Below are 20,991 nucleotides of genomic sequence, written 5' to 3' on the forward strand. Positions count from 1 at the left end.
TCGGAAACACGGAAATCCCGAAGCGAATTTCCGCGGCTTTGGTGCATGTTTTCTGGAGCGAAAGATGTTGGCTGTGGTGCAACGAGCTGCCACGACGTCACCGCAACTCGAGTTGACCTGAACTGCTACTGCTCGGCGGCGAGAATATAGTTTAGGAAGTGAATAATCGGGAGGAGGGCCGGTTGCCAACTCCCTTGGCTCGTTGGTAACGGCCGGGGATCAATAGAAAGAGGCCAGCTTCTGCATGCGCGCTGAGGGCCCGATCAGTTTGATCTTCTTACGACCACCGCCGTTTAAGCGAGCTAATTCCGCAACAGAAACGACGCCAGAGCGAAGATCGTGCTCATCCTTGGCTCGTGCAGCAGACTTCTCAGCTGCTCGCTTTTCGAACGAAAAGTCTTTGACCGGCTTCATTTCGCAACCCCTATTGCCACCTCGATGCAAGAAAACGTCCAGCATATCAAGGAAACTGTTCAATATTCGCGTTGCATTCTGACGTGCCATTAGGCTCAACACTTATCCTGTATTTGGTAGGCGGCGTCGATGCAGGGTCGTGGCCCCGCTGGACGCACACTTCAACAAAATCCGAAGATACCTCAACGCGAGCGGTCATGCCCCGTCCTCCGAAGACGCCTTGCGCCGTCCACTGCCTGGGAGGCGAGCGCGGCGCGAGCGCAGTTCTACAGTCTTCGCCTCCATGATGGGATCGCCTTTGGCGCTCGCAATGCCGGAAACTGACTCCAGTATGCCAAGGCCATTGAGTACGGCGAGAACCGTGCCGAAGGAAACTTTGGGATCGCCGGCCTCGATCCGGCCAACTGTCTGGCGGGTGGTCATCGCGCGCTCGGCCACCAGCTGCATCGGGAGGTTTCGCGCAAGTCGCGCCGCGCGGATGCGATCGCCGATCCTCTGCATTTCCCGCTTCACCGCCAGCGGCACCAGGAGCTTTTGCGCCATCGTGTTACCTCTTCGCGACCATTAAAGCCTTAGTGAGCCAGCGAGTGGTCAAGAAACCACGGTTCATTCGTTCCGATAAAGATTAATGTTACCCCACGAAGACACTAAAGTGTATAGTGTTTTTGTGGGGTAACGTGATCTGCACTCTTTGTTTTGACCTGCCTCCTTTGGCTCCCTCGTTAATAACGAGAGGCCGCAGGTTCGTGCTCTGCTCCCCAACGTTGGACCGCCGGAATTCTGAGTTTCCGGGAATCTGATCAGATCAATCCAACCCTACCCGGAGCAGGAGATCTGCGCTCCGGTCTGCGTGAACACCATCGGCCATGAGTGCCAGTGTTCCTGTATGGGGGCAACCACGATCAAGGCGGCGATGGCGGCTGGTTCTCGACGAGCGAGGCCTTCGCGGCCCGATGGGGCGACGGCCAACTCGCCTATCATCTAATGACGGTCAGCTCCAAAAAGTAGAGTCCCGGCCGATACGGCCAAGCCTGCGACAGACGTGCAGATGATGGTGTGACCAGGCAGGGGGTCCCTGTTGCGAACAAATCACAGCTTGGGGCGATCCTGTTCCGGAACCTCCCACGGGTCCTCCAGCGTGACGATGCCGTAGCGATCAGCGTCGTGGCCGGCCTTCGGAAGAAAGGTGATTATTCCGATGTCCAGGATCATCCCCTTGTCGTGCATATGCGGCTGTCGGAAGTGACCGAAGTGCGTGAGATATCCGAGGCCCTCCAGCTCGAGGCACAGCGCGGAGATGGCGGTCGAATACTTGAGCCTCTGGCCGGCGCTGCTCATATCCCAGATCCCGTCCAGGTCGGTCATCCAGTCCGAAATCGCGGCAGTCAGTTCGAGGGCATCGCAGGCCTTCACCGCGCCGGCGTTAATCAGGAGTCCGTGCCATTCGCGATTACGGGAATAGAAGTCGTTGGGCTTCCTGATGGGGGACGTGGGCGCGAGCACTGTCTTTTTTTAGGGCGCGCTCCACTTCTTTCTGCTGGCGCTTCTCCTGCTCGGGTGTCGGCTTGGAGAAGACCGTGATGTCGAACCCGAGGCCGCGCGCAAGGCTTCGCAAGGTCTGCACCTCAGGCACGTGCCGTTCGCTTTCCACCTTCTGGATCGTGCGGACCGTCAACCCGGAGGCGTCCGCAAGGTTCTCCTGGGTTAGAGAGAACATCTTGCGGATATACTTGCACTGGTTCGCGATAGACTCGGCACTCGTTCCATCGTCTCCATCAAATCACCCGATATTGCTGAAAGGAACAGCATGGCACGCCGGTTCATGGGCGTCCCCGAACGCAACCCGAATGATCTACGGTCATCCCGACCCTGGGCCGCTGTCCTTGCACCAGTCAATCCGCCCCCGCCGGATCCAGAAGTGACACCGGCATTCGTTCGTCTGGCGGACCGACGGCGAGATGGTCGGGCGCCTCAGCCAGTCTGAAATGGCTGTCCACCTGGGCCTCCGGTTCTTGCTGAGGGACAACTTGATGGTCTCACCACATCCGCCGGGGCAGTGGAAGCAGGCCCATTTGTCGACGCCATCACGCACGATGGTCATCTCCCCAGACACGATTTGATCCGGCGTCGGGTGTGTGGGTGTTACCCTGGCGACCAGGTCACTTCGCGGAATGAGACGGAAGAGCTCGAAGCTCTTCCGCAGAATGTCGATCATCATGCCACTCACCCGATACGATCCAGGAAAGGGACGACGTCGCCGAGGCCCCAGTATTCCTCGCTGCCACAGACCGGGCAGTCCGGCCGCGGCTGCGCCGCCTGCGAACGTTCGAAGCCCTTGTCGAGCTTGCGATAGCGTTGCCATATCCATCCACCACCGCCACGGAAGTCGACGAGACCGGCAAGAAGTTCGTTTACTGCCATGGTGGCCGCCTCGGAGGTGAAGGTTCCCACGGCCGGTGCCGGATTGCCCCCGCCGCGGACGTAGGCCTCGGTCTTTTGCCGTTCATATTCGGCGGGGTCCGATCGCTGGAGATCCTCCTCTCGGGCCCTGACGCGATCGACTGTGCCGCGGCAGCCGTGGCACGCCGACGTGGGGAACAGCACGCTGACCCTCGCGGCCATCTCGAGGAGGCCGGGCTCTCCATCGTCACGGGGCATCAGGACCAGCCCGACATCGATGACCGGAATCAGGTAGAAATGCGCCACGCGGTTCAAGTAGAGGCGACCGGCGTGATCGTCCGTGCATCCGAAGATGACGTCGCAGGATTTCAGCGCGTCACGGATGTGCGGCGCATCCACCCAGCCGTTCATCGACCGGATCTCGACGTCGAGGCCCATCATCGTCACCTCGCGCGCCATGACGTCGACCTTGGGCACCGCGTGGTCGGCATCTTTCCGGGTCGCCCCGTACAGGCGGTTCAGGTTGGAATGTTCGACCACGTCATCGTCGATGACCACGATGCGCCCCACGCCGAGGCGAGCGAGGAGTTGGATCACCGGGCTACCGGTGCCCCCGCAGCCGACCACGGCGACGGAGAGCTGTTTCAGGAGGCCGTTGACCTCCGGCCCGAAGGCCAGTGCCTGTCGGGCCAAAGTTTCCGTCGGGGTCGGCACGTCGGTCGACTGGATCTCGAGCCGAGTGCCGATGACGGTCACGCGATGACAGGGCAGGGGTGTCATGTCGTCTTCCCAGACCCGTGCCCGGTAGAGGCCGTCACCGACCTGCACGACGCTCACCAGGCGTGTCCCCTCGCCGTTACGGTTCCGAGCCATGGTGAAGAGGTCGCGCTCGTTGCGATCGTCCTGGTCCGAGAAACCGTCGAAGCCTCCCGGGTGACTATGAACGATCGCCGGCACCAGGCCTTCCTCCTTGGCCCGGCGACAGAGCTGGGCGAAAGAGTTGGTGTTCCAGGTGACATGCTTGTCGCTGGCATCGACGCGGTCCTCCTGCGGGATCGCGATGACCTCGTAGGAGGTGTAACGGGTCCGCGGCTCGAGGTCCCAGGGGTCCTGCGCGATCTCGCTTTTGCCGAGCAGCATGTAGGCGGCGCCCTCGTGCCCACGGGGGTGCGCGAGCAGCGCCTGCAGCTTGTCGCGGTGACGCGCGTGGAGGGTGATGTCGTTGCGCTTCATGCCGCCACCTCCAGGGCCTCTTCGACCCGCTTCAGCATGGTCCAGATGCCGTCGGTGCCGGGACGCCACTGGTTGTTGTGGCGAGACCAGCGCTGCCAGTTCTGGCCATCGAAGGCCTGGCGTGCCTGCGTGCAGCGGGGCTCACGCTGGCCGGCAAGGAGCTTCAGATGCGGCACGGCGTAGAACATGTCGGGGGCGACTTCGGGGTACGAGGGCGGCAGCAGGATCAGGATATCCGCCTGGGCGACCTGATACTTGCCTTCCGGCAGCGTGATCCCGGTGAGGATCACGCCCTTCTTTCCGCCTTCGATGACCTCGCGAACGGTGATGCCGCGACCCTCGAGGTAGTGGCGATCCTGACGGGGGAGGAGGCTCATGCCGCACCCCCTTCCGTGGTCTGGGGCACGCCGGTGAAGAAGTGCTCCAGGCCCGCATCCGCGAGGCAGATCAGATCGGTGTCGCCGACCAGGATGTCATCCTTGCCGGGGATCACCTGCCAGACGGCGAACTTGGCGGGATCGACCCCGGCCAGCTTCTTGAGCACGCGCCCGCTGATGACCTTGTGGCCCCATTCGAGGCGCTTGCCATCGATGTCGAAGCGGAAGGATTCCGCGCTCGGGAAGACCAGGAAGCGCTCGACCTGGCCGGGGCGCAGGTCCGTGGTTTCCTCGAGGCGCAGTTCCTCGAGTTCACCGTTGCGCAGCACCTGGAACACGAGGTGTTCCTCGGCCTTGCGGAAGCCGGCCCCCTCGATGATCTGGCGGCCGGTGGGCGTCGGATCGTCGATGACGGCGTCAGTGAACTTCAGGTCGTGGTCGCCGACTTTGACCTTGTAGGGTCCGTGGTCGCGGGGCTTACGGCCGGCCTTCAGGGCGGCTTGGAGATCTTCGATTTCGATCGGTTCGGTAGACATGGCAGCAAATCCTTTTCTTGTCTGCTCGACGCCCACAGTAGGCGCCTTGTGCCCCCTATGCTCCCGAGAAGCAGCCCATCGGACACTGCCACCAGAAAATTCGCAAAAAAGTTTCGCGCTTCCCGACACCGGTTTTACGGCGGCGCGTCGAGCTCGTGCTTTCTACCAGATATTGTTGATGAAATTTCGAGCACAACTTGCTATGGTGTGCTCTCCGGCGGCGCTCCCGAAAAACGAAGCCATCGGAAAAAATTTTCAAGAAGGTGTCCGATGGGCGTCTTCTCGAGAGCATATTCGAGTGACAGGCAATCGAGCGGCTCATGAAAGATGACAAAGAAGTAGACAAGTTCTACACCCCAGAAGACGCCACCGAGGCAATTCGAATCCTGTCACCCGAACAGAAACGAAGGCTTGAGGCGGCGGCCAGAAGGCGCGCCTGGTTCACGGGCGAACATAAAGGTCTGCTGCATGAGGCTATCGCAAGCACAGCAGAGGGGAGGAGACGATGGAACCGTTCCGTCGATATCGTGCGCCATCTGGACAAGGTGATGCAGAGCATCACTTCCAATGCCGCGAAGCGCAGAAAGGTCGCCGCCGACAATCGTGAAGAGCTATCTGCACGAGACGGATGGCGGGGTGAAGAACCATCGACCGAGGCCGCTCTCGAGGCCCGCGAGTTCCGAGAGGAGCAACACGCAAAGGCCATCGAACTGTGCGGTGACGATTGGGAAGTGCAACTTCTCGTAGAAGGTCTGCTCAACAACAGCACGCCGGAAGAACTGGTCGAGCTCTTCGGAAGCAAGACCTCATATGAAACGGTCCGAAGAAGAATGAATCGAAAAATCGAGAACTACCGGGCCCAGGGTGATAACCGATGACGAAAAAGAAGGACCCCGGAGTGACCCGTCTCGAAGACGAGATGGTGGAGGATGTCTTTGCCATGAGTGACGCCGAGATCGAGGCGGAGCTTCGGGAAGAGGGCGTCGATATCGACGCGTTCGACAAGGAAATGGACGACCTCTTCGCATCCGCGCTCGCAGAGGGTGGGCAGCGGCGCCTGCAGGACGCTCGCAAGGCGGTCGACCTGCATCATGAACGCCAGAAGCGGAAAGAGCAGCAAAAGTCCCAGGACGAGCTTCGCGCGCAGATCGCCGCGATCGTGGCCGGCAATCCTGACCTGACGATGGCCGCCCGCAACTTCGAGAAGGAGCATCACGGCGATCTGGAGGGGGTCCTTGAGGACCTGCAGGAGCTCACGGGTGACGATTGGGATGACGATGAGTGATGCGCACCATCCGTGATCCAGAGGAGTTGCTAAGGGAATTTGGCGTCTCTCGTCCCGACCAGATCGACTTGGAGGCCATCGCCTGGACGCAGAACGCGCGTGTCCAATACCGTCATCTGCACGGGTGCGAGGCCCGGATCATTGGTGCGGGGAACCGTGCGAAGATCTCCCTGAAGCCGGATGGGAACCCTCGTCGAAGGCGCTTCTCGCTGGCACACGAGATCGGTCACTGGCAGTGCCATCGAGGTCAGACTCTGATGTGCCAGTCCGACGATATCGAGACGGGCAGCACGATCGGGAAACTTCCAGAGCGTGCTGCCGACCGCTTCGCCGCGCAGCTCTTGATGCCCGAGTTCCTGATCCGGGAGAGCCTCCGCGGCTATAACAACCGGTTCGACATGGGAACCATCAAGGCGATGGCCGAAGACTTCGACATGAGCTTGACGGCTGCAGCGATCAGGCTGGTCGAGCGCAATACGCAGCCGAGTCTCCTTGTCTGTCACAATCCGAAGGGGCGGAAGTGGTTCACGCGCTCCCCGAAGGTGGACCAGCGATGGTTCCCCATGGACCACCTGGACAAAGACAGTCTCGCGTTCGACGTCCTGTTCGGAGGAGGGCCAGACGACAGGATGCTGCGCGCGAGCGGAGCGGACGCCTGGTTCGACAAGCCATGGGCGGACGAGATACCGATCAAGGAACAGACCGCGCGCATCTATGACGATGAGGTGCTGACGCTGCTGGTCGTGCAGGATGAGCGCATGCTTGCGGACTGACGTTGGCAGCTGCCAACACGCCGCAGAAATTCAGAATGCGAAAGATGCAGCCGATGGCTTGTCGCGGGAAGCCGCTGTGCCCATATCAATGGCACGGCTCTGGTGATCCGTTCCGCCCACAGTGGAGAAGCATGCGTGCGTACTGCAGAATGAACGACCTTCGACGCATTGCCGTCGGCTCAGTGGGCACCCAATACGGCATCTGTTGAAGGATCATCACCTTGACTATCCATTCTCCCGACCCGCACGCCTTCAAGCGTGCAGCCCAGGCTCTCTCGAAGCTGCCGGGCTCAAGCTCCCTGAGCGCGTGCCAGACCGCCCTTGCCCAGGCGAGCGGCCATCGTGACCTGCATCACCTACAAGCCCTCCAGGCCAAGATGCACCACCCGGCGGAGGCGTCTGTCGTCACCCAGGTCGACATCGTCTCCCGGATTCATCAGGCCAGCGGTCTTCGGAGCGGCGACATCCTTGATGCCCTGACCCGAACCAGGTTCTTCGGCGGCAATCCGGACCCGGAAACCACGCTCGCTGTCCGAGAGGCTCTGTTCGCCGTAGACTATCCGGCTCGCGGGCGGCAGGACGTCGGAACTCCGTGCCGCGTGAAAGCCCCCGGCTATGACAATGCGCGCGCCTTGCTTGTCGAGCGTGGCGAGGGGCCGGAGGGGCTCACGCGCGTCATGATCGATCACAGCATCATGACCTGCGTATCCCGGGAAGCCCCCGCACATCGCGCCGGGCGCCTCTTCGTGCCGCTGCGCTTCTGGATGCCATACGGATTCTGGACGAAAGCAGATGGCGCGAAGGTCTTGTTCTCCCGCGACTACTGCCCGCTCTGGAAAATCCAGGAGGGGCGTGCCCCCGTGCGGGACGATCCAGACCGCGATGTGAAATTCGTCAAGCAGGAGTGGTATTTCGAAGAGGGCTCGTTCCGGGGGCCGGTCGACCAAGTTATGTCTCAAGGCCTCGACATTCTGCGAAAGCACCGGGTGGTCTCGCTGCCCCGGCTCGTGGAGTGGTTCCCCGAGTGTCTCTCGACAGGACGATGGATTTCGGACCTGAAGTGCTGGCCGGGCTTTCCCGAAGTAGTCCGGGCCGGATAAGCGCCTGCAAGTCCCACCACATGACGGGGAGTTGTCCGCATGAGGTGGGGCCGTCAGGGGGCGATCGTGCCGGATGTTCGCAGCTGCCAACTCGGAGGAGGGGACGTTGCGCAGACTGTCACAGCACGGTTCTTTGTTGATTTCTTTGCTTTCACACTATATGTGAATGGCAGGGCGACAGACCGGCTGAAACAGCGCCCACCCACCTTCACGGTTTTCGCGCGAGCGGATGGCAAGTGGTAAGTCGGATCCCAGGGCTGCCTTCGGGCAGCCCTCTAACTTTTCAGGCACCCTTTTAGAGAGGTCTCAGCGGTTGGCGAAGACCAGCGGCCGTCCCAGGAACACGTTCTGGATCAGCATGGCGAACCGGACAGCATTCGGCCTGTTGGGAGAGGCGTAGGGTGAATCCTCCCTGCGATAGGCGCTCTCGACGCGGAGTTCGATGTGCTTGTCGCGCTTCCTGTTGATCTTCTTGACCTCGAAGAAGAGGTGATACCGGTCGTCTCTCTGTGGTGTCTCGACCGCGAGGAAGACGTAGTTACGCTTCTCCCAGGTCTGGAATACCCGCGCCCCTGGCAGCCCCGCCAGGATCGGCTGAAGGTTGTGACTGTCGGCGTAGCGGTCCGGGCAGAAGATCCGCTGATCGAAGCACATCTCATCCAGAGGGTCTCCCTCCACATGCGCCCTGGTGAACACGTGTGATTTGTAGACCACCCGCACACGCCGGTTGTTGCCGTCCGGCGTAGGACAGAGGAACTCGAACGGATCGAGATGCACCAGGGAAATTTCCTGGCCAGCGACGAAGAAAGGGTCCCAGTAAATGCTCTGTGGCGGTGGTGGATTTGTCATTCAGCGCGATCGGTAAGAAGAGAAAAGACGGGCGTTCTACCCAGTTCAAATAGGAAGAGGCAACGGCCGTCGTGAAATCTGCGGGCTCCTGTCTTGCCGAGGGCTTGCTCAGGACGGCTCGGAACCCTTGTCATCCCGATCGGTTGGCAGCTTCCAACTCTGGCTCCCCTTGGCTGCCTGCCGGATCCCCCACATCATGGCTTGAATAGAACTGGTATCCGCACGGAAGGTGATGTTCACATACATCCTGCCGTCCTCCTGAGGAGTGACCTCCACTCCGCGGTCTGCGAGCATTTCGAGCCAGATATCGGCGATCGTCTCGAACTCCGTCAGGCTTTCCCACTGCCCATAGCGCTCCCAGAGAACACGATGGGCGTCGCGCAGACGCAGGAAGAACGGGGCAAACCAGTGCCCCTCGAGGGCCTCCGATATCTCTCGAAGGTCCGTTTCAATATCCTGATCGAGCCCGTCGGCGGTGCCCAGCACGTAGGAAGCATACTTCACGAGGTTACCGATGTTTCGCTGCGCTTCGATCATGAGCGCGTCGTAATCGGCATCGTGCCGACACTTCAGGATCGCCTCCCGCACGTTCGGTCCTGCTTCGCCAAGGATGTTCAGGAAGACGCCCTGATAGTTTTCGGACGGGTCATTGCCGAAGCCTGCAGAGATACGACAGGCGGCATACTCATCCCATGAGGCCTCGATGACCTCCAGGCGGAGCCCTTCATACCATGTGTCCGCCCTGTAACGGAGGATAACGCCCGGAAATTGCCGATCCTTGATGGCGTTGATTTCGACATGCGCGCATTCGTGGGCAATGATATGAACGGCCTCCCGGCAGGCCTCGCTGTCGGGCTCGTCCATAAGGCCCTCCAGAATCGCGGCATTGAACAGGATATGCGATTTCAGGACCCCATCGCGCAGGACGGCGGGTGTCATGGCGACCCCGATGCCCCACTCCTTGCTGAACGACAGCTCAGAGGACGTCTCGACTCCGCGATCCAGTTCTCTCAGGGCTTCCCCATAGTCGTAGGCCAGTGTCACGCCATCCAGGGTCTCGAGGTTCATGTGCTGACCGAAGATATTGATCAGCCCGAGGACGTTCGATCCGATTGCGCGAGCATCTTCCTCGCGAGCGTAGTTCCTGGCTGAAGCCGAGAGGTCTGTCGGCGTGGTTGTCTGCGGGTCTTCCGACACTTGATCGTCCTTGCTTCAAACATTCTTGCCGAAACTGTCCAGACCATGTCCCAGTTTGGGAGTGTCGTGAACTCTGTGTATCTGTCCCGGCCCATGCGGTTTGGGATACTCAAGCGTCGAAGCGCTCGCCGAACATTATGGCGAACTGGTTACGGGCTGCAAACCATTCCCTGACGTTTCGGCCATCCTTCTCGAAGTTGCGAATGGCGAGATAAATCAGCTTGGTCGCTGCCTCGTCCGTCGGGAATGAGCCGCGCGTCTTTATGGATTTGCGGATCACACGGTTCAGGCTTTCTATGGCGTTCGTCGTGTAAATGATCTTGCGGATCGCCGGATCGAAGCCAAAGAACGGGATCACCTCCTGCCAGGCCCGGCGCCAGGCCGGGGCGATCGAGGCGTATTTCCCGGCCCATTTCTCCTCGAAATCGTCGAGCTCGGCAGCGGCCAGATCGGCGGTTGTGGCCCCGTAGATCCGGCGCAGATCGGCGGCCACGGCCTTTGCGGTCCTTCCAGGAGCAGAAGTTCAGGCTGTGACGCACCAGATGCACGATGCAGGTCTGGACCATGGCCTCCGGGAAGGCGGCGGTGATGGCCTCTGGGAAGCCCTTCAGCCCGTCGACGACCGCGATCAGGATGTCCTGCGTGCCCCGGTTCTTCAGCTCGTTCATCACCGAGAGCCAGAACTTGGCGCCCTCGTTCTCGGCGATCCACAGGCCCAGGACCTCGCGCAGGGCATCGCGGCTGACGCCGAGGGCGACATAGACGGCCTTGTTCTTCACCGTCCGGCTGTCGGCATCGCGGATCTTCACCCGTAGGGCGTCGAAGATCACGATCGGATACATCCGCTCCAGCGCCCGGCTCTGCCAGTCCCGGACCTCGTCCAGGACGGCGTCGGTGACGCGGCTGATCAGGTCGGGCGAGACCTTCAGACCATAGAGGTCGAGCAGATGGGCCTGGATATCCCGCACCGTCAGCCCGGCGGCGTAGAGCCCGATGATCTTGTCGTCCATCCAGTCGATCCGGGTCTGGCCCTTCTTCACCAGCTCGGGCTCGAAGCTGCTGTCACGGTCGCGGGGCACCGCCAACGGCATCTCCCCGTCCTGTCCCTTCAGCACCTTGGTCGAGGCGCCATTCCGGCGGTTGCTCTGACCGGGCGAGGCTTCCTTGCCCTCCTCGTAACCGAGGTGCGCTGTCAGCTCGGCGCCCAGCATCCGTTCCATGAGCTTGATCCTGAGCTCTTTCATCAGCCCGGCGTCGCCGAGCAGGTCCTCGGGGCGCTCAACGCCCTTCAGCAGTTCGTCCAGAAGTTCCTTGGAGATCGTCATGCATGCTTCCTTTCGATGAAGCATGGACCGGATCACTCATACACAAAAGGTCCGACACTCTCCCCAGTTTCCGGGATGCGTGCCGAAATCTGGGGAAGGGGCGTTGTGCGAGCAGACTTCGGCAGCTCAGAAAAGTTGCATCGGGTCCAACCAGAGTGTCAGCTCGTAGTTTCTACTCCACTCGGAAGCCGAGATCGGAAGCCAGCCTATCAATCTCGTGTCGTAGGACCTTTATTGGGCGCGGTTCCCAGGTCTTCGTCGGAAAAGAAACCATTTCTTGATATAGCGCGCGCATCTGAAGGTCTGGGCCTGATCCATAGACTGGGCGTCCACGAACGCGACCGACTGAATGCCCCATCAGGTATGCGCGCTCCTCGTTCGTCATTTTGGCAAATCGCATCCTGTCTTCGAATGTGTGGCGGGTGCAGCTGATTGTATATCTACCGCTCTCACCCTCAGGAATGGGTGGGAACAACTCGTTTTCACGAAAATAGGAATTTACCGCTCCTGAATAGGCATCTTTGCCACGGTAACGAGCGAAGCCTTTCGGATGACGCCTCATGGCGTCCAAGGCGGCCCCGAGCAAAACGACTGGACGAATGGACGCGCCATTTTTGAGCTGTCTCTTGAACTCTGGATCATCAACAACACGAAGCTTTATATGGGGGATAGCGTGCTCCAAGAAAATGTCTCCCGGTGGAAGATCAAAGATCTCGGCTTGCCGACTTCCACATTCTGCGGAGATCGTCGAAATGTCTCTTGCCTCCGCATTTAGTCCTTCAAGACCCTTCTGTTCGATCAGGTGTTGTTGGATCCAAGGGACCGGGAACGCCAGCTTTCTGCTTTCCTCGGATGTCTCTCCGGCGAGTTTTTCGATCGAGAAGCCTTCAAACGGATTGCTTCTTTGGCTCGGAGGTACGTCGAAGCGCTCGTGATACGCATCAACGAGTTGGCGAACGAAGCGTAACTTTTTGTTTGCGTATGCGGTCGTGACGTCGCCCTGATCACGGCGTTCTTTCCAGTGCCTTCGGTAGGCAACTGCGTCGGGCTCAGTCAGATCCAGCACCGGTTTGTCGGAGACGATCTCCGCAAAGGACGATGCCGCTTGCAGGTATTTGTTCCTCCAAGCTCGCAACTGGCGTGGGTTCTTTGCTGCGATGTCGGCGCTCTTCAGCTCTTCGATTATCGGCGGCATTTCCGACAGGAGCGTTCTGGGAAATTCCATTGCACCCAAGGCCGCGGGAAGAGAGGCCGAAGACAGGCCTTGGGTCGCGGCTTTCTCAATGCGAACCAGAAGGTCGTTGACCGGACCTGCAAGGATCTCATCCATCGATTTGTAGGAAAGGCCAAGATCCTCGAGGAGCGACATGGCGGCATCGTATGCGTCAGGTGTCATGCAAGGACCGTTCCGAGAAAGTCGCGCCTCCCATTGCTTGAAGATCGCTCGTTTCTTGAGAGCAAAGCGCGCCTTGGCCTCGTCATAGTCTCGCGTGCCCAATGTCACATTGATCTCTCGCCGTGTCTCAACCTCAGCGAAGCGCGCGGGAACGCGAAACCGCATGTAGTAGACTCGTCCGCGCCGTTCGATGCCGGCGATGCAGGTGTTTTCGCTCGTGATCATTCTGCCCCACAAACTGCCCCACACGGGCTTGCTTTATACTTGCCTTCCCCTCAGGGGGAGCAACGATTTCCACAGTAAAAATGGGTGCATACGGTCCACTGCGGAAATCTTATGACTTCCGCAGGTGTGCCTCTCCTGGGCACCATAAACCAAGCGAAAAGCTCGGAAAACTTCGGTTTTCCGAGCTTTTCTCTGTTTTGGGCCTGTTTTTGCCTCAAAAACTGTCCCGCATGTGAATTTCATGAGGCGGGTTATGAATATCGTTCGTGAGACTCGACCCTGAGGCGTAACGATAAGATTCGGGCGCACCGGTTCCGGTTCAGTGGAGCAAATGCGGAAAGGATTTGGTGGCGCGCCCAGTTGAGCATTAGCTCGCCATCTCTTCAGCGCGATTACCGGCTCGCCTAAAGCCGCGCAGGCAAGTCCACCGACGCCGCCTGATCCAGCCGATGAAGGCTTGGCCTTCACGGGCCAAGGCGGCCAGTCAACTGCCCGCTACCTGGGGAGCGCGGTTGACCGGTCGCTGTCTTATAGTGCGCGTCGCGCCCTTTCCCCGAAGTTGCCGGTTTTTGCGCCGCCCAATGGCAGGATTTTACCCCGCCGTTGACAGTTATTCCTCATCGTCAAGGCTCTGCGCAGGGCGTCGATCTTCTCTATACGGCAAGAAGGGGCCTCTTTGCGCGATCGCCTCGTTTCCATGTCCTATCGAATGAATTTGCTCAGTTAAAAACGTTTGACACAAATTTGGAACGTTCCTATAAATATTTGGAACGTTCCTATTTGCTGAGTCTTTTGGGGGCGTGTCGACTGAAATCTTGTCTGGGGTCGGCAATTTGGATTGGGAGAAGCGAACTATGGGCACCATCGTCAGTGCATCGGAAGCAGTGGGGAAAATCGAGGATGGCGCTATCATCACGGTGTCCTCGTCTTCGGCATTGGGCTGCCCCGATTCCGTGCTCAAGGCGATCGGCGAGCGCTTCGATCAGGAGCAACATCCGCAGAACCTGACCATGATCCATCCGATCGCCGCGGGGGACATGTACGGTGTGAAGGGCATCGATCACATCGCCAAGGATGGTCTGCTCAGCACGGTTCTGGCCGGATCCTATCCGTCGGGTTCGTCGAACCTGCCGATGCCGGAAATCTGGAAGATGGTCGTCGAGGATCGGGTTACTGCCTATAACGTGCCGTCTGGCATCCTGTTCGACATGCATCGCGAAGCGGCTGCGCGGCGTCCGGGGGTGATGACCAAGGTCGGCTTGAAGACCTTCGTCGATCCCGAGCGCGAGGGCTGTGCGATGAACGATCGCGCAGCAGGCGCCCCCATCGTGCGCCGCGTGGAATTCGACGGCGACACCTGGCTCCATTTCCCGAATATCTATCCCGATGTCTGCATTCTGCGCGCGACCACCGCCGATGAGCGCGGCAATCTGACCTACGAGCACGAGGGCGCCTATCTCGGCGGGCTCGAGCAGGCGATTGCGGTGCGCAACAATGGCGGGCTGGTGATCGCGCAGGTGGAGCGCGTTACTGCGGCGGGTTCGCTGCGTCCGCATGACGTCCGCGTGCCGGGGCACCTCGTGGATTACGTCGTCGTGGACGAGGATCAGAAGCAGACCTGCGAGACGCCCTACGATCCGGCGATCTCGGGTCAGGTAATGCGTCCGTGGTCGAGCTTCGAACTGGCCGAGCACGGGATCGAGAAGGTGATCGCACGGCGCGCGGCGATGGAGTTGCGCGGAGGCATGACGGCCAATCTCGGCTTTGGGATTTCGGCGATGGTGCCGCGCATCCTGCTCGAGGAAGGCCATCCCGATGCGGTCACCTGGGCGATCGAACAAGGCGCGGTGGGCGGCATGCCCCTGACCGGCTTTGCCTTCGGCTGTGCGTCGAACGCCGATGGCTACGTGCCCTCGCCGCAGCAATTCATCTATTTCCAGGGCGCCGGGTTCGACATGTCCTTCCTGTCCTTCCTCGAAGTCGACGTCGAGGGGAACGTGAATGTCTCCAAGCTCGGCAAGAAACCTTACCTGACCGCTGGCTGCGGCGGCTTCGTCGACATCACCGCCCATGCGCGCAAGATCGTCTTCTCGGGCTGGTTCGAGGCCGGGGCGCAGATGGAGATGGACGCGACCGGCATCCGCGTCCGTGCGCCCGGCAAGTTCACCAAGATGGTCGACCAGGTCGAGCATGTGACTTTCTCCGGCGCGCGTGCCCGCGAGCAGGGGCAGGAAGTGCTCTATATCACCGAGCGCTGCGTGATGCGGCTCGATGACAAGGGGCTTATCGCGACCGAAATCATGCCGGGGATCGATCCCGAGCGGGATATCGTCGGCGCCTCCGAGGGGCGGGTGCGTGTGGCGGAGAACGCCGTCACCATGTCCACGAAGCTTCTCGCCGATGCCCCGATGGGGTGGACGCCATGAGCGATATACACCTGATCATCGACGGCGCGGTCGCAGAGCTGCGTCTCGACAACCCGGCGAAGATGAACGCCCTGACAGTGGAGATGCTGCGTGCGCTCGAGGCGCATCTCGATCGGATCGAACGAGACGTCGAGATTCGCTGCGTGCTAGTGACCGCCGAGGGCGACCGGGCCTTCTGCACCGGGGCGGATATCAACGGTTGGGGCGATCTGAGCCCCGCCCAGTTCGCGCGGCATTGGGTCCGCGACGGGCACCGGATCTTCGACCGGCTGGCGCGCCTCTCGAAGCCGACGATTGCGGCGCTGAACGGGCACGCCTTCGGGGGCGGTCTCGAACTTGCCGCAGCCTGCGACCTTCGGGTCATGGCACCCGGCGCCAGCCTTGCCCTCCCGGAAGCTGGCGTCGGGATCGTTCCCGGTTGGTCGGGCACGCAGCGGCTGATGCGTCTGCTGCCCGAACCGATGGTGAAGGAGATGGCGCTTTTCGGTCACCGGGTGAAAGCCGAGCGGGCTTTGGCGGTCGGCTTCGTGGCCGCCGTCTCCGACGATCCGCGCGCGGCAGCGCAGACCCTGATCGACCGTGCGCTCGGGCTGTCGCCCCGCGCCGTCGAAATCACGAAATCGATGATCCATGTCGCTGCGGGTGAAGATCGCGGCGCCATGGCTGAGGCGCTCGGAAGTGCCGCCATTTCGGCCAGCGAAGATCGCGCCGAAGGGGTCACGGCTTTCCGCGAGAAACGCAAACCTAATTTTTCGGGACTTTGAACATGACCGAGCTGAACCTGATCTCTGCCGTTGATGCGGCGATCCCCGCAGAGCCCTTTATCTGTCGTCACCTGATCGCAGGCGAGTGGCGCGACAGTGCCTCTGGCGAAACCTACGATCGGATGTCCCCGGCGCATGGTTGCCTCGTGAGCCGCGCAGCGCTGGGCGCCGAAGCCGATGCGGAAGCCGCGATCGTCGCGGCGCGCGAAGCGTTCGACAGCGGCGTCTGGAGCCGGATCTCGGGCAAGGAACGCGCCACGATCCTGCTGCGCGTCGCCGATCTGATCGAGGGCAATGTCGAGCGGATGGCGCTGCTGGAAACGCTCGAAAGCGGCAAGCCGATCTCGCAGTCGCGGGCCGAAGTGTCGGGCGCCGCGGACCTGTGGCGCTACGCGGCTTCGCTGGCGCGCACCATGCATGGGGACAGCCATAACACGCTCGGGCCGGACATGCTCGGCGTCGTCGTGAAAGATCCGATCGGCGTCGTCTCGATGATCACGCCGTGGAATTTTCCGTTCTGGATCCTGAGCCAGAAGCTGCCCTTCGCGCTCGCCGCCGGCTGCACCACGGTCATCAAGCCGTCCGAGCTGACGCCATCGACGACGGTGATGCTCGGGGAGCTGTTGTTCGAGGCCGGGATGCCCGCGGGCGTCGTGAATATCGTTCTGGGCTACGGGCCCGCCGTGGGCGGCCTGATGTCGACGCATGAGGCCGTGGATATGGTGACCTTCACCGGCTCGACTGCGGTCGGCAAGGCGATCTCGGCGGCCGCGTCGAGCACCTTGAAGAAGGTCGCGCTGGAGCTTGGCGGGAAGAACCCGCAAGTCGTGTTCCCCGATGCCGACATTGAGAGCGCAGCCGATGCGATCACCTTCGGCGTCTATTTCAACACCGGGCAATGCTGCAACTCGAGCAGCCGGATCATCGTCCATGAAGATATCGTGGATGAGGTGGTCGAGCGCGTGGTGGAACTGTCGAAGCGCGTGGCTTTCGGCGACCCGCTCGATCCGCGTACGCAGGTCGGGGCGATCATCTCCGTTCAGCATCAGGGCAAGATCGACGACTACGTTCGCGCGGCCGTCACTGAAGGCGCCGAGATCGCGCTGGGTGGCGGGCCGATGACCGTGCCGGGCCTCGAGGGGCAATTCTATCAACCCACCGTTGTGCGCGGCGTCTCGCCCGAGATGGCGATCGCCCGCGAAGAGGTCTTCGGACCGGTCCTCTCCGTTTTGACCTTCAGAACGATGGACGAAGCGGTAGCGCTAACGAACGATGCCAGCTACGGTTTGTCTGCGGGCGTTTGGAGCGAGAACGTCCACACCTGCCTCGAGTTCTCGACGCGGGCGCAGGCGGGCACTGTCTGGACGAATACCTGGATGGACGGTTTCCCGGAATTGAGCTTCGGCGGGGTCAAGCAATCCGGTCAAGGGAGAGAGATCGGACGCTACGGCCTCGAGGAGTTCTTCGAGATCAAGACGCTCGTGATGCGCATCGGTCGCACGCGTGAGCCTTGGGTGAGACCCGAATGACCTGATCGGTCGCACGGGAGGAGAAGTGTAACGACAACGCAGAGGGAGGAAAATCATGCGTAGTTACATCGGACGGACACTGAAAATGGCGAGCGTTCTGGCGCTCGTCGCAGGTTCGGCACAGGCGGAGGATGTGGAGGTCCTTCACTGGTGGACCTCGGGTGGCGAAGCTGCCGCGCTCAACGTCCTCAAGGACGATCTGCAGAAAGAAGGCATCGGCTGGAAGGACATGCCCGTTGCAGGTGGCGGTGGCCAAAGCGCGATGACCGTGCTGCGTGCGCGCGTCACCTCGGGTGATCCGCCGACCGCGGTTCAGATGCTCGGCTTCGACATCTCGGACTGGGCGCAGCAAGGCGCGCTGGCCGATCTCGACAAGGTCGCGGCCGATGGCAACTGGGATGCCGTGGTGCCTGCGGCGCTGCAGAAGTTCTCGAAATATGATGGCCATTGGGTCGCGGTTCCGGTGAACGTGCACTCGACCAACTGGGTCTGGTCGAACAAGAAGATGCTCGCCGATCTCGGTATCGAAGAGCCGAAGACCTGGGACGAGTTCATCGCTGCGATGCAGAAGGTGAAGGATTCCGGAAAGATCGCGCTCGCCGCGGGCGGCCAGCCCTGGCAGGAAGCCACGATGTTCGATGGCGTCGTGCTGTCGGTCGGTGGCCCCGAGTTCTACAAGAAGGCCTTCGTCGATCTCGATCCCGAAGCGCTCGGCGGTCCGCAGATGGTCGAATCCTTCAAGCGCATGGAGCAGCTTCACAGCTTCGTCGACCCGAACTTCTCGGGCCGCGACTGGAACCTCGCGACCGCGATGGTCATCAATGGCGAAGCCGCCTTCCAGATGATGGGCGACTGGGCCAAGGGTGAATTCCTGCGTGCCGGCAAAGAGGCCGAGGTCGATTTCGGCTGCTTCCGCACCCCGGGGACCGCAGACGATGTGACCTTCAACTCCGACCAGTTCGCGATGTTCAAGGTGGGCGAGGATGCGCAGGCCGCGCAGGACGCGATGGCGAAAGCCGTGATGTCGCCGTCGTTCCAGATCGCCTTCAACACGGTGAAAGGCTCTGTTCCCTCGCGCACGGACGTGTCGGACGAAGAGTTCGACGCCTGCGGCAAGAAGGCGATGGCTCAGCTGAAATCGGCGAGCGAGAACGGCACGCTTCTGGGTTCGATGGCGCATGGCCATGCTGACCCGGCTTCGGTGAAGAACGCGATCTATGACGTGGTGACGGCGAATTTCAACGGCGAATATGACGCAGAGACCGCCGCCAAGGAACTCGTCAAGGCCGTGTCACTGGCTCAGTAACAGGCCCTCGGGCCGGTCGATCTGACCGGCCCGAACCTCACCCATCCGTCTCATTTCCCCAAAGGAGAGAGCAATGGCCCGTCCGGTCCAGTCAGACTTGCGTACCCGGCTTCAGGAATGGATTCCCAAGATCGTCCTCGCGCCCTCTGTCGCGTCCATGTTGATCTTCGTCTACGGCTTCATCGTGTTCACCGGGTACCTGTCGTTCACAAACAGCCGGATCCTGCCGAGCTTCGACCTTGTCGGCTGGCACAATTACTGGCGGCTTTTCCAATTGCCGACCTGGACGATCGCGGTCCAGAACCTTGCGATCTTCGCCTCGCTCTACATCGCGATCTGTATCGCGATCGGGCTCACCCTCGCGATCTTTCTGGATCAGAAAATCCGCGGCGAGGGGATGTTGCGCCCGATCTTCCTCTATCCGATGGCGCTGTCGTTCATCGTGACGGGCACGGCGTGGAAATGGCTTCTCGATCCGGGCATCGGCATCGAACATACCCTGCATCTCTGGGGCTGGGAGAGCTTCCATTTCGGCTGGATCAAGAGCTCGTCCATGGCGATCTACACGGTGGTGATCGCCGCGGTCTGGCAGAGCTCCGGCTTCGTAATGGCGATGTTCCTCGCCGGGCTGCGCGGCATCGACAACGAGATCCTGAAAGCGGCACAGATGGATGGCGCCTCGAACTGGAACCTCTATCGCCGCATCATCATTCCGCAGCTTCGGCCCGCCTTCCTGTCGGCCTTCGTCATCCTCGCGCACCTCGCGGTCAAATCCTATGACCTCGTCATCGCGCTGACCGGTGGCGGCCCGGGCCGGGCAACCGAACTGCCCGCGACCTTCATGTATTCCTACACTTTCACCCGCAACGAGATGGGCGTGGGCGCAGCGTCGGCGGTTATCATGCTGATGACCATCGCCGCGATCATGATCCCCTATCTCTACGCTGAACTGAAGGAGCCGAAGTAATGTCCGGCGCCGTCGATACCGGGGTCGCGATCCGCACAAATCGCGTGACCCGCACCTTCATCTATCTCTTCCTGCTGCTCTTCGCGCTGTTCTACCTGCTGCCGCTCGCGGTGATGTTGATCAACTCGGTCAAACCTCTGAGCGAGATCACGGGCGGCAACATGATGGCGCTGCCCAATGTCTGGACCTTCGAGCCCTGGCGCGAAGCCTGGTCCTCGGCCCAGATCGGCGTTCAGCCGACCGGCCTGCGCCCCTACTTCATCAACTCGATCCTGATCGTGGTTCCGGCGGTGGCGATCTCGACCATCATGGGCGCGCTCAACGGGTACGTACTGACCAAGTGGCGGTTCCGCGGCGACACGATCCTGTTCGGGATGCTGCTGTTTTCCTGCTTCATTCCGTTCCAGATCGTGCTGATCCCGATGGCGCGGGTGCTGGGCATGATCGGGCTCGCAGGCTCGGTGCCGGGGCTGATCCTCGTTCACGTCGTCTACGGGCTCGGTTTCACGACGCTTTATTTCCGCAACTACTACTCGGCCTTCCCGACCGAGCTGGTGCGCGCGGCGCAGATCGACGGGGCCGGGTTCTTCCGGATCTTCTACCGCATCCTGCTGCCGCTGTCGGGGCCGATCATCGTGGTCACGATCATCTGGCAGTTCACCAATATCTGGAACGACTTCCTGTTCGGGTCGTCCTTCGCCGGGCAGGCCAGCCAGCCGATGACCGTCGCCTTGAACAACCTCGTTCAAAGCTCGACCGGCGTGAAGGCCTACAACGTTCACTTCGCGGGTGCGATCCTTGCGGCGCTGCCCACTCTCATCGTCTACATCGTCTCGGGGCGCTTCTTCGTGCGCGGCCTGATGGCGGGCTCAGTCAAGGGGTAATGCCA

21 protein-coding genes and 1 pseudogene are annotated in these 20,991 nt (G+C 61.0%); 10 read left to right on the forward strand and 12 right to left on the reverse strand.

From position 1 onward, the window contains the following. Nucleotides 1–219: 219 nt before the first annotated feature. The 8 genes from BMI87_RS22145 to BMI87_RS13515 all read right to left on the reverse strand — a co-directional run bounded on the left by BMI87_RS22145 (nucleotide 220) and on the right by BMI87_RS13515 (nucleotide 4,960). Entirely contained in the window at nucleotides 220–414 is a 195-nt protein-coding gene (locus BMI87_RS22145; RefSeq protein WP_146681614.1) for a hypothetical protein, read from the reverse strand. 195 nt (nucleotides 415–609) lie between these two features. Next, the gene (locus BMI87_RS13485; RefSeq protein ID WP_078522148.1) at nucleotides 610–957 is read right to left on the reverse strand and encodes a helix-turn-helix domain-containing protein; all 348 of its coding nucleotides are present in this window, start codon (nucleotides 955–957) and stop codon (nucleotides 610–612) included. A 546-nt stretch (nucleotides 958–1,503) separates the two neighbouring features. After that, nucleotides 1,504–1,917, reverse strand: coding sequence for a hypothetical protein (locus BMI87_RS22785; RefSeq protein WP_246832700.1), 414 nt, complete (start codon nucleotides 1,915–1,917; stop codon nucleotides 1,504–1,506). Continuing rightward, complete coding sequence (locus BMI87_RS22790) at nucleotides 1,865–2,131, reverse strand: helix-turn-helix domain-containing protein (protein ID WP_246832701.1); 267 nt, start codon at nucleotides 2,129–2,131, stop codon at nucleotides 1,865–1,867. Before BMI87_RS22790 ends, BMI87_RS22785 begins: the two co-directional genes overlap by 53 nt. Before the next feature lie 141 nt (nucleotides 2,132–2,272). After that, entirely contained in the window at nucleotides 2,273–2,632 is a 360-nt protein-coding gene (locus BMI87_RS22795; RefSeq protein ID WP_371326887.1) for a DUF6527 family protein, read from the reverse strand. A gap of 5 nt (nucleotides 2,633–2,637) precedes the next feature. Beyond that, nucleotides 2,638–4,047: a ThiF family adenylyltransferase gene (locus BMI87_RS13505; RefSeq protein WP_078522150.1), complete on the reverse strand. Its 1,410-nt coding sequence runs from the start codon at nucleotides 4,045–4,047 to the stop codon at nucleotides 2,638–2,640. Further along, nucleotides 4,044–4,424 (reverse strand): E2/UBC family protein, encoded by a 381-nt coding sequence (locus BMI87_RS13510; protein ID WP_078522151.1) that lies wholly within the window; start codon nucleotides 4,422–4,424, stop codon nucleotides 4,044–4,046. Before BMI87_RS13510 ends, BMI87_RS13505 begins: the two co-directional genes overlap by 4 nt. Beyond that, complete coding sequence (locus BMI87_RS13515) at nucleotides 4,421–4,960, reverse strand: multiubiquitin domain-containing protein (protein WP_078522152.1); 540 nt, start codon at nucleotides 4,958–4,960, stop codon at nucleotides 4,421–4,423. The genes BMI87_RS13510 and BMI87_RS13515 overlap by 4 nt, the downstream gene beginning before the upstream one ends. A gap of 320 nt (nucleotides 4,961–5,280) precedes the next feature. On the opposite strand from BMI87_RS13515, the gene BMI87_RS13520 reads away from it, so the two are divergent. From BMI87_RS13520 to BMI87_RS13535, 4 genes are all read left to right on the forward strand, one after another. Continuing rightward, entirely contained in the window at nucleotides 5,281–5,838 is a 558-nt protein-coding gene (locus tag BMI87_RS13520; RefSeq protein WP_078522153.1) for a hypothetical protein, read from the forward strand. Continuing rightward, complete coding sequence (locus tag BMI87_RS13525) at nucleotides 5,835–6,245, forward strand: hypothetical protein (RefSeq protein WP_078522154.1); 411 nt, start codon at nucleotides 5,835–5,837, stop codon at nucleotides 6,243–6,245. Before BMI87_RS13520 ends, BMI87_RS13525 begins: the two co-directional genes overlap by 4 nt. Continuing rightward, a complete protein-coding gene (locus tag BMI87_RS13530; RefSeq protein WP_078522155.1) occupies nucleotides 6,245–7,018 on the forward strand; it encodes an ImmA/IrrE family metallo-endopeptidase in 774 nt (257 codons plus the stop codon). Before BMI87_RS13525 ends, BMI87_RS13530 begins: the two co-directional genes overlap by 1 nt. A gap of 221 nt (nucleotides 7,019–7,239) precedes the next feature. After that, nucleotides 7,240–8,118, forward strand: a complete 879-nt coding sequence (locus tag BMI87_RS13535; protein ID WP_078522156.1) for a hypothetical protein — start codon at nucleotides 7,240–7,242, stop codon at nucleotides 8,116–8,118. Between the two features lie 306 nt (nucleotides 8,119–8,424). On the opposite strand, the gene BMI87_RS13540 is transcribed toward BMI87_RS13535, so the two are convergent. The 4 genes and pseudogenes from BMI87_RS13540 to BMI87_RS13555 all read right to left on the reverse strand — a co-directional run bounded on the left by BMI87_RS13540 (nucleotide 8,425) and on the right by BMI87_RS13555 (nucleotide 13,110). Beyond that, a complete protein-coding gene (locus BMI87_RS13540) occupies nucleotides 8,425–8,895 on the reverse strand; it encodes a hypothetical protein (RefSeq protein ID WP_246832702.1) in 471 nt (156 codons plus the stop codon). A 180-nt stretch (nucleotides 8,896–9,075) separates the two neighbouring features. After that, the gene (locus tag BMI87_RS13545; protein ID WP_078522157.1) at nucleotides 9,076–10,164 is read right to left on the reverse strand and encodes a hypothetical protein; all 1,089 of its coding nucleotides are present in this window, start codon (nucleotides 10,162–10,164) and stop codon (nucleotides 9,076–9,078) included. 109 nt (nucleotides 10,165–10,273) lie between these two features. Continuing rightward, nucleotides 10,274–11,489 (reverse strand): annotated as a pseudogene (locus BMI87_RS13550) (IS256 family transposase). A 172-nt stretch (nucleotides 11,490–11,661) separates the two neighbouring features. Continuing rightward, complete coding sequence (locus BMI87_RS13555) at nucleotides 11,662–13,110, reverse strand: DUF6538 domain-containing protein (protein ID WP_078522158.1); 1,449 nt, start codon at nucleotides 13,108–13,110, stop codon at nucleotides 11,662–11,664. A gap of 854 nt (nucleotides 13,111–13,964) precedes the next feature. On the opposite strand from BMI87_RS13555, the gene BMI87_RS13560 reads away from it, so the two are divergent. The 6 genes from BMI87_RS13560 to BMI87_RS13585 all read left to right on the forward strand — a co-directional run bounded on the left by BMI87_RS13560 (nucleotide 13,965) and on the right by BMI87_RS13585 (nucleotide 20,986). After that, nucleotides 13,965–15,536: an acyl CoA:acetate/3-ketoacid CoA transferase gene (locus BMI87_RS13560; protein WP_078522159.1), complete on the forward strand. Its 1,572-nt coding sequence runs from the start codon at nucleotides 13,965–13,967 to the stop codon at nucleotides 15,534–15,536. Further along, nucleotides 15,533–16,300 carry an enoyl-CoA hydratase/isomerase family protein gene (locus tag BMI87_RS13565; protein WP_078522160.1) on the forward strand — a complete coding sequence of 256 codons (768 nt, stop codon included), beginning with the start codon at nucleotides 15,533–15,535 and terminating at the stop codon, nucleotides 16,298–16,300. Before BMI87_RS13560 ends, BMI87_RS13565 begins: the two co-directional genes overlap by 4 nt. Before the next feature lie 2 nt (nucleotides 16,301–16,302). Next, nucleotides 16,303–17,829: an aldehyde dehydrogenase family protein gene (locus BMI87_RS13570; RefSeq protein WP_078522161.1), complete on the forward strand. Its 1,527-nt coding sequence runs from the start codon at nucleotides 16,303–16,305 to the stop codon at nucleotides 17,827–17,829. A 55-nt stretch (nucleotides 17,830–17,884) separates the two neighbouring features. Then, nucleotides 17,885–19,135 carry an ABC transporter substrate-binding protein gene (locus BMI87_RS13575; RefSeq protein ID WP_078522162.1) on the forward strand — a complete coding sequence of 417 codons (1,251 nt, stop codon included), beginning with the start codon at nucleotides 17,885–17,887 and terminating at the stop codon, nucleotides 19,133–19,135. A 73-nt stretch (nucleotides 19,136–19,208) separates the two neighbouring features. Then, nucleotides 19,209–20,102, forward strand: coding sequence for a carbohydrate ABC transporter permease (locus tag BMI87_RS13580; RefSeq protein WP_078522163.1), 894 nt, complete (start codon nucleotides 19,209–19,211; stop codon nucleotides 20,100–20,102). Next, a complete protein-coding gene (locus tag BMI87_RS13585) occupies nucleotides 20,102–20,986 on the forward strand; it encodes a carbohydrate ABC transporter permease (protein WP_078522164.1) in 885 nt (294 codons plus the stop codon). Before BMI87_RS13580 ends, BMI87_RS13585 begins: the two co-directional genes overlap by 1 nt. The last annotated feature ends 5 nt before the right edge of the window (nucleotides 20,987–20,991 follow it).

This window comes from Thioclava sp. F28-4, assembly GCF_002020045.1.
Taxonomy (GTDB): Bacteria; Pseudomonadota; Alphaproteobacteria; order Rhodobacterales; family Rhodobacteraceae; genus Thioclava; species Thioclava sediminum.